The sequence below is a fragment of the Streptomyces bobili genome, assembly GCF_002154575.1.
Classification (GTDB): Bacteria; Actinomycetota; Actinomycetes; order Streptomycetales; family Streptomycetaceae; genus Streptomyces; species Streptomyces bobili.
In genome coordinates, this window is record NZ_MUBA01000765.1 from 1 (window position 1) to 1,415 (window position 1,415).

Sequence of the window (1,415 nt, forward strand, 5' to 3'; positions counted from 1 at the left end):
CCCGACGACGCGGCCCGTCGCCGGGTCGACGAGAACCTCGTACGAGGTCGTGCCGGTGCCCAGGATCTCGACCTCCCAGCCGCGGTCGTCGTCCCCGGCCTCCGTGTCGAGGTCGGCGGAGACGGCCGTGCCCGGCCGCGACTCCAGCGCCGCCGCGATCGCCTCGACCGCGGTGACCTCGGCGGATCCGGGTGCCCCGGCCGCGGTGACCGTGGCCGAGCCGGGTGCCTCGGCCGCAGGCCGCACGGTCCGGACGTCCGCCGTCCTACCGTGTGCGCCGTCGTCCGCGAAGGCGGCGGCGGTGCCTGCGCCGATCGCGACGGACGCGACGGCGGCGGCGATGACGAGCTTGCGCTTCATGGGGTTTCCTCCCGCTGTGATGCTGCTTCGGTTGTGTCTGCTTCGGTGTCGTCTGCTTCGGTTGCGACGGGGACCACGCTGCCCGAGCCGACCTGAACGCACGCTGAAGCAACCTGAAGATCGCTTCAGGTGGGATTTGCGACCCTGGACGCATGCGCCTGCTGATCGTCGAGGACGAACGCCGCCTCGCCCTGTCCCTCGCCAAGGGCCTGACCGCCGAGGGCTTCGCCGTCGACGTCGTCCACGACGGGCTGGAGGGCCTGCACCGCGCGAGCGAGTCGCCGTACGACCTGCTCGTCCTCGACATCATGCTGCCCGGCATGAACGGCTACCGGGTCTGCTCCGCCCTGCGCGCCGCCGGGAACGACGTCCCGATCCTCATGCTCACCGCGAAGGACGGCGAGTACGACGAGGCGGAGGGCCTGGACACGGGCGCCGACGACTACCTCACCAAGCCGTTCTCCTACGTCGTCCTCGTGGCCCGGGTGAAGGCCCTGCTGCGGCGCCGGGGGCAGGGCGCCGGGGCCTCTCCGGTCCATGTGCTCGGCGAGCTGAGGGTGGACACCGCGGCCCGCCGGGTGTTCCTGCGCGGCGACGAGACGGCGCTCACCGCCAAGGAGTTCGCCGTCCTGGAGCAGCTCGTGGTGCGGGCCGGCCAGGTGGTGTCGAAGACCGAGATCCTCGACCACGTCTGGGACTTCGCCTACGACGGCGACCCCAACATCGTCGAGGTGTACGTCAGCGCACTGCGCCGCAAGCTGGGCGCCGGGCTGATCCGCACGGTCCGCGGCGCCGGGTACCGGCTGGAGCGGGCGGAGGCGGGCCGGTGAGACGCCGTCTCGCATCCGTCCGGGCGCGCGCCACCCTGGGCACCACGCTCGTCGTCGCCGTGGCGCTGCTCGCCGCCGGGACGGCCGTCCTGCTGTCACTGTGGACGAACCTGAGCGACCAGGCGGGCACCCAGGCGGAACGCACCGCGCGCGAGGTAGCCGCCGAACTCGCCGCCGGACAGCCGTACCGCGCGCTCTCCCTGGACGACGACGACCGGCCCGTCC

2 protein-coding genes and 1 pseudogene are annotated in these 1,415 nt (G+C 73.0%); 2 read left to right on the plus strand and 1 reads right to left on the minus strand.

Features of this window, described 5'->3' with window-relative positions; genetic code table 11:
* Nucleotides 1-360 (minus strand): PepSY domain-containing protein (locus tag BZL64_RS37380; protein WP_143663436.1); only part of this gene is annotated, 360 nt, incomplete at its 3' end.
* A gap of 152 nt (nt 361-512) precedes the next feature.
* Here BZL64_RS37380 and BZL64_RS37385 point away from each other — a divergent pair.
* Together BZL64_RS37385 and BZL64_RS37390 are read left to right on the plus strand one after the other, a co-directional pair.
* Nucleotides 513-1,190, plus strand: coding sequence for a response regulator transcription factor (locus tag BZL64_RS37385; protein WP_086773437.1), 678 nt, complete (start codon nt 513-515; stop codon nt 1,188-1,190).
* A pseudogene (locus BZL64_RS37390) lies at nt 1,187-1,415 on the plus strand (two-component sensor histidine kinase); the annotation flags it as partial. The gene BZL64_RS37385 and the pseudogene BZL64_RS37390, both read left to right, overlap by 4 nt.